This window comes from Helicobacter pylori (assembly GCF_017594925.1).
Classification (GTDB): domain Bacteria; phylum Campylobacterota; class Campylobacteria; order Campylobacterales; family Helicobacteraceae; genus Helicobacter; species Helicobacter pylori_DP.
Window position 1 is genome coordinate 1 of record NZ_JAALNT010000030.1, and the last position, 7419, is coordinate 7419.

At 32.7% G+C, this 7419-nt stretch carries 7 protein-coding genes; 4 read left to right on the plus strand and 3 right to left on the minus strand.

Annotation, left to right across the window (positions count from 1 at the left end):
- Positions 1-277 precede the first annotated feature (277 nt).
- Together G6069_RS07665 and G6069_RS07670 are read right to left on the minus strand one after the other, a co-directional pair.
- Positions 278-544: a type II toxin-antitoxin system YafQ family toxin gene (locus G6069_RS07665; RefSeq protein ID WP_197293903.1), complete on the minus strand. Its 267-nt coding sequence runs from the start codon at positions 542-544 to the stop codon at positions 278-280.
- Complete coding sequence (locus tag G6069_RS07670) at positions 531-809, minus strand: hypothetical protein (RefSeq protein WP_197293904.1); 279 nt, start codon at positions 807-809, stop codon at positions 531-533. Before G6069_RS07670 ends, G6069_RS07665 begins: the two co-directional genes overlap by 14 nt.
- Before the next feature lie 166 nt (positions 810-975).
- On the opposite strand from G6069_RS07670, the gene G6069_RS07675 reads away from it, so the two are divergent.
- The 4 genes from G6069_RS07675 to G6069_RS07690 all read left to right on the plus strand — a co-directional run bounded on the left by G6069_RS07675 (position 976) and on the right by G6069_RS07690 (position 5795).
- Positions 976-1317 carry a plasmid mobilization protein gene (locus G6069_RS07675; protein ID WP_197293905.1) on the plus strand — a complete coding sequence of 114 codons (342 nt, stop codon included), beginning with the start codon at positions 976-978 and terminating at the stop codon, positions 1315-1317.
- Entirely contained in the window at positions 1307-3289 is a 1983-nt protein-coding gene (locus tag G6069_RS07680) for a relaxase/mobilization nuclease domain-containing protein (protein WP_197293906.1), read from the plus strand. Before G6069_RS07675 ends, G6069_RS07680 begins: the two co-directional genes overlap by 11 nt.
- Before the next feature lie 278 nt (positions 3290-3567).
- On the plus strand, positions 3568-4620 hold the full coding sequence (locus G6069_RS07685) for a ThiF family adenylyltransferase (RefSeq protein ID WP_197293907.1): 1053 nt from the start codon (positions 3568-3570) through the stop codon (positions 4618-4620).
- Positions 4621-4631: 11 nt separating this feature from the next.
- The gene (locus G6069_RS07690; protein WP_197293908.1) at positions 4632-5795 is read left to right on the plus strand and encodes an MFS transporter; all 1164 of its coding nucleotides are present in this window, start codon (positions 4632-4634) and stop codon (positions 5793-5795) included.
- 5 nt (positions 5796-5800) lie between these two features.
- Here G6069_RS07690 and G6069_RS07695 read toward each other — a convergent pair whose 3' ends face one another.
- Complete coding sequence (locus G6069_RS07695; protein ID WP_197293909.1) at positions 5801-7189, minus strand: hypothetical protein; 1389 nt, start codon at positions 7187-7189, stop codon at positions 5801-5803.
- Positions 7190-7419: the final 230 nt, after the last annotated feature.

Consider the following 7419-nt stretch of genomic DNA (forward strand, 5'->3'; position numbering starts at 1 on the left):
GCTCTAGTTACATATTGCCGTCGCCTGAAGGCGACTCTAGGGGGCTTATTTTTTATCAATACATTTTTTTTTACATTTTAGCAAAAACTTTGGATTTTTTAGATTGAGTTGGGACTTATTTTTATCAATACATTTTTTTTTACATTTTAGAAGCGACAGAGAGCCGAATTAAAACAAGTGATTATAAAACATTAGATCAGAAAAAAATCACGCTCAAAAACGATTTAAAGGTGGGCTATGAGTGGATTTTAACAGCAGAATTAGCACGAGCCGAACCTTAAAACAACTCACTATGACTACCAAGCCTAAGCAACCAAAGAGTGTTATTTTTGACTATATAAACCAATAGAATATTAGGCTTAATGTGGCACTCTCTACAAGGATACCAGTCGCCTTTTAGCATGTGGTCTTTGTATTTAGGAGCTAACGATTTTTGTTGTCTTAATTCTAAAACTACTTCATCAAGTAGCTTACTATCAAAGCCATTTTTGAGATACTTTTTGTAGTCTTTTCTAAACAAATTATGATATTCAATATCCAGCATGTATCTCTCTTTTTAACTCATTTGTAAGCTCATCTAAACTATCAATTTTTGTAAAATTAGCCCCACTCTCTACATCTCTAATCGCTTGTAAAGTCTCTAAATTTTTAGCTTTTTTCTCATCTTTCTTAGCTTGTGAGTATTGCTTTTTAATCTCTCTCATTTGTGTTTTAATTTCTAAAACCTTACTTTGATACTTAGCTAATCGTTTTTCTAATTTGCCAAGCTCCTTATAAAATTTAACCCCTATTTCTACATCTTTTAACATCTCAGCTCCTTGTATTAAACAATCATTGTAAGCCCATTATATCTAAACTTTAACCAATCTATGCTAAACTATAATTAAAAGGGGCGAGCATATATTTTGTAATACAAAATAGCTCGCAATGGGGCAAATCCCCCTTGAACCCCCAAAAATCAAAATAAGGGAATAAGTGAGTATTCAAGCAAACAAACAAGTTATTAAAAGTCTTAGATTATCTAAAGAGCAATGGCAAATTATCCAAACTCAAATGCAAGAAAAAAATTTAAACTTCTCGCAATTAGTTTTAAACTCTCTTTTAAATCAAAACTTACAAACTCCAATAAAATCTAAAAAACAAAAAGCTATTGTTAATAAAGAGATAATTATTGAATTGGCTAAGTGGGGAAACAATTTAAATCAAATTGCTAAACATCTCAACACTAATAAGGGGGCATGGGATAGATTAGGTTTAGAGCAACTAATAGAGATTAGCAATCAATTAGAACAACTAAGAGCCAGGTATGTTAGTTAAATTTTGGGGGATTAATCAAGGGGGAGGCGATGGTGATGGGAGTGTTAATTACTTGCTTAATGAAAGAGTAGAACAAGGCACAGCTAAAGTTTTAAAGGGCGATGCTAATCTAACTAAAAGCCTTTTACTCTCTCTTACTCAAAAACACAAGGTATGTGTAGGGTGCTTATCCTTTGAAGAGTCAAATATTAATGAGGGCTTAAAATACGAACTTATGGAAAGCTTTGAAAATGCTTTACTCACACAAGAAATGCAAGGGCGTTATAACATTTTATGGGTAGAACACACAGATAAGGGGCGTTTGGAGTTAAACTTTGTTATACCAAGAATTGACTTGATAATTCAAAAAGCCTTTACTCCCTACTATCATAGTGCAGACATTACACGCATTGACCTATGGAAAGATTGTATCAACCTAAAACACAATTTTACAAACCCCAAAAACATAGAAAAACGGCATAACATACAACAACACCAAACTAAAAACCCCAAAAATAAAGAACTTTTAGCAACCTATGAAAAACTAGACAAACTCATACAAAACAACTTAGGAAAGCTATTTAATAGCCGAGATGAAATCATCAATTTTTTAAAAAGTAATCAGTGCGAAGTTACTAGACAAGGTAAGGATTACATCAGTGTCAAGCTACCCAAAGAACCTAAAACCAAAAGATTAAAAGGATTTTACTACCATGAAACATTTAGAAGTATTGCAGACATTAGAGAGCAACTTAGCGAAGTTAGACAGCGAGAGATCCAAAGAGAACACCCAAATAATCAAAGAGATAGCGACAATCACGCAGAATTTTTGCGAGAACTTGAAAACGAGCTACACAGACGCATTGAACACAAACAATGCTACTATGAAAAATTACATCAATCTACTTCAAACAACAAAAGAGAGCCTAAAGAACAGCTACCTAGAGTTAGAGACAATCAACAATCAACACAACAAGATTATACAAACGAAGTTAATAGAGCTAGAGAAACAAATCCACAAGAACCTAGCCAAGAAATCCTTACTAATGCCCCTAACTTTCATTATGGGGCTAATCATCATGGGGGCAATATTAGTGGGGACATACTTTCTAATCATTTTACCCAGCAAGGACAAGGAATTAGAGCTTTCACAGAAAGAAGTCTTTCAGTTAAAACGAGAAATAGACCAACTAAACAACGCCAATCTACAGAGAATTTACAACCAAATGCCGACCAAGAAATAAGGGAAAAACATGCAGAACGAATACTTAAACAAGCTACAGAACGCTTTAATCAAAGAAGTAGAGAACTTACAGAACGAGAAAGAGAGCTTACTACAAGCAAAGAACAGCGAGATAGCGAGTTTAGAGAACGACAGAAACGAGCTATTAACCAAGCTAGAGAAAGTTACAGCAGAATTTCAAAGGCTAAGCAAGGATTACGAGAGTTTAGAGACAGAAACCTTAAACTTGAAAGAGAGCTACGAAACGCTATTGCAAACACACAACACACTATTAAAGAAATTTCAATTATTAGAAGCGACAGAGAGAGCCGAATTGAATCAAGTGATACAAACCTTAGAAAAGAAAGAAATCACGCTCAAAAACGATTTAAAGGCGGACTACGAGCAGATTTTAACAACAGAATTAGCACGAGCCGAACTCAAAGAAAAAAAGACTTCGCAAATTCAATACAAAAAGTTGGAAATGCAATTAGAGAATTTAGAGACCACTCTCAAGCAAGAGCTAGAACAATCCTACAAAACATTTACACAAGAACACGAGAAGCAGTTAAAGCAATTAAAAACATCTACAGAGACACAAAAGAGCGAATTAGAGACTTCTTTCAAAGAGCAGATGAGCGACTTTCAAAGCGAATGGAACAAGAAACAAGAGACCTTCATACAAAAACAACACAGCTGGATAGAAAGATTAGAGAACACAATCAAAAAATAGAAAACGAGAGAAGTTATAGTCGTGGTTATGGGCGGTAAGGATTAAAAAATTCTTTTTTTATATCTTTAAAAATTACTTTAGTGACGCTTTATTGTGTAAAATATACACAAACTACAAAAAATATTATTATGAATATGTAATTAGTAATAAAAAAAATCATAATTATGTTATCATCTCCGCAATTTTTAAGTTATAAAAGGAGTAAGCCATGAAATTGTCATACCGTAATTAAATTGAAAAATTTTGCACTCTATTTTAGAGTGTAATTGTTCAAAGTTTTATCGGAGTAGAGTTAGTTATTCAAGAAAGGTTATTTGTGCAGTGGTATCAAACTAGTTTTAGTGCATGTGTTGGTCAAACAGATACAGAAAATATTATTGGTCTTGGAACATATCAGTATTGCGTTGATCATAATGAATTTGAGAAATCACTGAGACTCTTGGTTTTTCTGAGAATGAAGAAAAGTATGAATGAGATAAAAAGTTTTATGGAAACTAGCAAAATAGAACATAATATTTTTGATAAGCTAGTTGCCAATAAACTTATTACCTCATTCATACTAAATCCAAATGACAAACAAAACTTTAAAAACCACCTGTTTATTGATTTAGTGTCAAATAAACCAGAACTAACAATAAATAATTTTAAAAAAACTATTTTTATCATTATTGGTTGTGGGGGTATTGGAAATTTTGTAAGCTATGCTCTAGCAAGTTTTTATCCAAAAAAACTAATATTGTTAGATAAGGATACCGTTGATCCTAGTAATCTTAACCGCCAGTTCTTGTTTGACAAGAATTACATTTCACAGTATAAAACATCTGCCATAAAGCAGGCTCTTTCTAGTAGATTTGGTATCAATATTGAGACAGTAGATGATTTTGCCAGTGAAGACAATCTTGAAGAAATTTTTTCTAAAAATAAAAAAGAAAATTTGTTTGGAATTGTTTCTGGAGATAATCCAAACACAGTGCAATTGGCAACAAGATTTTTTTGTAAGTGTCGCATTCCATTTTTAAATATTGGCTATTTAAATGACATATCTCTTATCGGTCCTTTTTATATCCCTTCATTGTCTTGTTGTCCTTTTTGTCATAATAGTTTTGCTCTAGATGATAAAAAAGACGGTGATAAAAATCTAGACATATGTCTTATAAATGACCGCATGCAAGCACCATCAAGTTTTTTAAATAACTCTATCGCTTCTAGCCTAGCAATTTCAGATATTATACAATTTATGTCTAATGATTTTAACTCCATAAAATCCCTGAACTGCCGATTCGGAGTTGACAACAAAACTTTCAAAACATACACTTTGCCATCTAGTGTAGATCATAAATGTGCATTTTGCTCTAATCATAATTTATAGAGTTTCTTAATATGAACAAAACACTAAAAGTAAACATACTCTCTTATTACTGTGCAACGATGCTACTTGTCATTGCCCAGTCTTTGCCACACGCCATTTTAACACCATTATTACTCAATAAAGAATTATCATTAAGTCAAATTATGATCATACAAGCCACCTACAGTTTGTGTGTTTTACTCTCAGAATACCCGAGTGGTGTGTTAGCAGATTTAATAAATAGAAAGATGCTTTTTATCGTTTCAAAATTAGTTCTAGTGTGCAGTTTTTTTTGTGTCCTATGGTTAGACAGCTTTGTTAGTATGGTTCTAGCATGGGGCATTTATGGGTTATCAAACGCTCTAGACTCAGGTACCATTGATGCCACTCTAATTACCAACATCAAAGACCAAAAAGAAGATTTATCACCATTCATTGCTAAAAGTCGCCAAATCAGTTTTATAGGGTTGATAATTGGAAGTTGCTCAGGCTCATTCTTGTATTTAAAATATGGTGTCTCCATGTACTACATATCAGTCTTGCTTACATTACTGTGTATCTCGGTCATTATTTTATTTTTTAAAGATGATTCTTCTCATAAACTAGAAAAAAAACAACAGTTGCAGATATTAAAACAACATGTAAGAGAAAGTTTTAGAGAGCTAAAAGACAAACCGCTTCTTAAAAATCTAATTCTACTCAGTCTAATTTTGCAAATCTTTTTTCAAAGTCATTTTCAATTATGGCAAGCCTACTTTTTAGACAAACAAATTATAGAAAACTACTTGTTTATATTTTATATCTCATTTCAGATTATAGGAATTCTCGTTCATTTTTGTAACGCCAACTCGTATAACCGATATATGGCTATTACCATGATCTTTTTAACTGGATTTGCTAGTGCACTGTTACTAAGTATGGACATATTTCTATTTGTTAGTGCCTATATGATCAGTGTTGCCTTGTTTACATACATAGATTTTATTGTAAGTTATCAATTTTCTCTTTATGTCAGTAAAGAGAAAATCTCATCCCTTACTTCTCTAAAATCTAGTGTCTCACGAGTAATTTCTGTTATTATTTTAGGCATAACAAGTTTGGAGCTACTTATTTTTTCTCCGACTATAGTTATCGCTGTACATTTTATAGCCACGCTTATTTTGACATGTGTATTCCTATACAAAGTAAAAATTTAACATATTCAATCCCACCACTTATCAATCGTGGGGCGCGATAGACCTAATTCCCTATGACAATCAATTTTTTTGCCTTGTGGGTTTTTAATACGCCATTCTTGTATAAGAAATTGCTTTGTTCCGCTATTTTTAGGTCTGCCATTACCTTGTCGCCAAGTCGGATTAATAGCTTGCTGTAAAGCTCTTATCCCCTTTAAATGTAAATCTTGCTGTCTATAATTTCGCCTATTCCTATCAATCCTTAGGGCTGTAAGAATTTCAATATCCTTGATTTTAAAACAAGCCAAACCCTTATCGTAGCTCTCTAAAGCACTATAAACATCTCGCTTAGTTAGGGGATTAATGTGGGGTATAGCTTTTAATTTTTCAAAAACTTCCCACATGTCTTGTTCTAGCTCTTGTTTGGATACATCGCATTTATAAGCATAAATCGCCATACACATCATAAAAAAATAGCGGTGTCCACCCTTAGGCTCTTTGCAACGCTTTTTCCACCATTCATACAAATCTTTTTTAATATGCCATTTCTTTTTTTCTCTTTGTTCTTCCCTAACTATCACTCTCTCATACCATTCGGGAAATTTAATTTTAGTCTCTGCTAAGGTGTATTTGCTCGGTCTAAAACGCTTTAAAATATCCACTCTCTTGTCTTCTTTGACATATTGGTTCATATATTCTAAGCTCACTCTATCGCCTGTTTTAAAGGCAATAATCTTATTGCCATGCTTTTCGTTAATGCTCCCTACCATTCTAAAAGATTGATTGATAGACTGGTATTGGGTTTCTTTCTCTTTGCTAGTTTCTTTATAACGCCAAATATTGAATGTAAGAGCGTATTTATAAGCTTTAAGCTGGAGCTTAATATTTGGAAATAAATCTATAGGCTTATCAAACACATAATACACATGCAAACCTACCCCACTTAAAACAACAAAGGTCGGTCTAGGTATAGGCCAAAAATATCTGTTAGGCTCGTTTTTTTCACAATATTTAACAACTTCAAAAAAAGCAGTAATTTCTTTTAACCCTACGCCGTCTAAATCAAAAATTAGAGCGTTCATTTGTTGGGCATGAGCTAAGTCATTTTTCCTACCCCTATAACTTAAGCCACTACATAGCGTTAAATCGTTTTCTAACACAAAATCAATATAATCATCACCCCAAGTGTCTTTAAGCATTATACGGCGTTTTAAAGTGAGTTTATCGCTATCATTTAAAGTTGTTTCTAAGTCTTTATACAAAAAAACAGCATTTGGCTTAGAAAAGTCCTTATTCATTTCACCCTTGCTCTCACAATTAGGAAAAATAAAACTATAAAAATCCTCCCCACTACTCCATTCTTCATAATCATTGTAAGTCAAAAAATTAAAACAATCCCAATAATCTTTTAGCATTCCATGACCTCCAACCTATCATTTCATTTAAAAATTCACTTTTATTCTATGTTTTTCTTAAAATTTAACTTTTTAAAACAATAAATAATGTTAAATAAAAAACTACATGATATTGCCTTACAAGTCCCATATAATCGGAATACTAGAGCTTACGCTCTAGTTACATATTGCCGTCGCCTGAAGGCGACTCTAGGGGGCTTATTTTTTATCAATACATTTTTTTTTACATT

Excerpts from the sequence above, each read along its gene's own strand:
- G6069_RS07665 (WP_197293903.1), bottom strand. The coding sequence starts at position 544 with ATGCTGGATATTGAATATCATAATTTGTTTAGAAAAGACTACAAAAAG.
- G6069_RS07670 (WP_197293904.1), bottom strand. The coding sequence starts at position 809 with ATGTTAAAAGATGTAGAAATAGGGGTTAAATTTTATAAGGAGCTTGGC.
- G6069_RS07680 (WP_197293906.1), top strand. The coding sequence starts at position 1,307 with ATGTTAGTTAAATTTTGGGGGATTAATCAAGGGGGAGGCGATGGTGAT.
- G6069_RS07690 (WP_197293908.1), top strand. The coding sequence starts at position 4,632 with ATGAACAAAACACTAAAAGTAAACATACTCTCTTATTACTGTGCAACG.
- G6069_RS07695 (WP_197293909.1), bottom strand. The coding sequence starts at position 7,189 with ATGCTAAAAGATTATTGGGATTGTTTTAATTTTTTGACTTACAATGAT.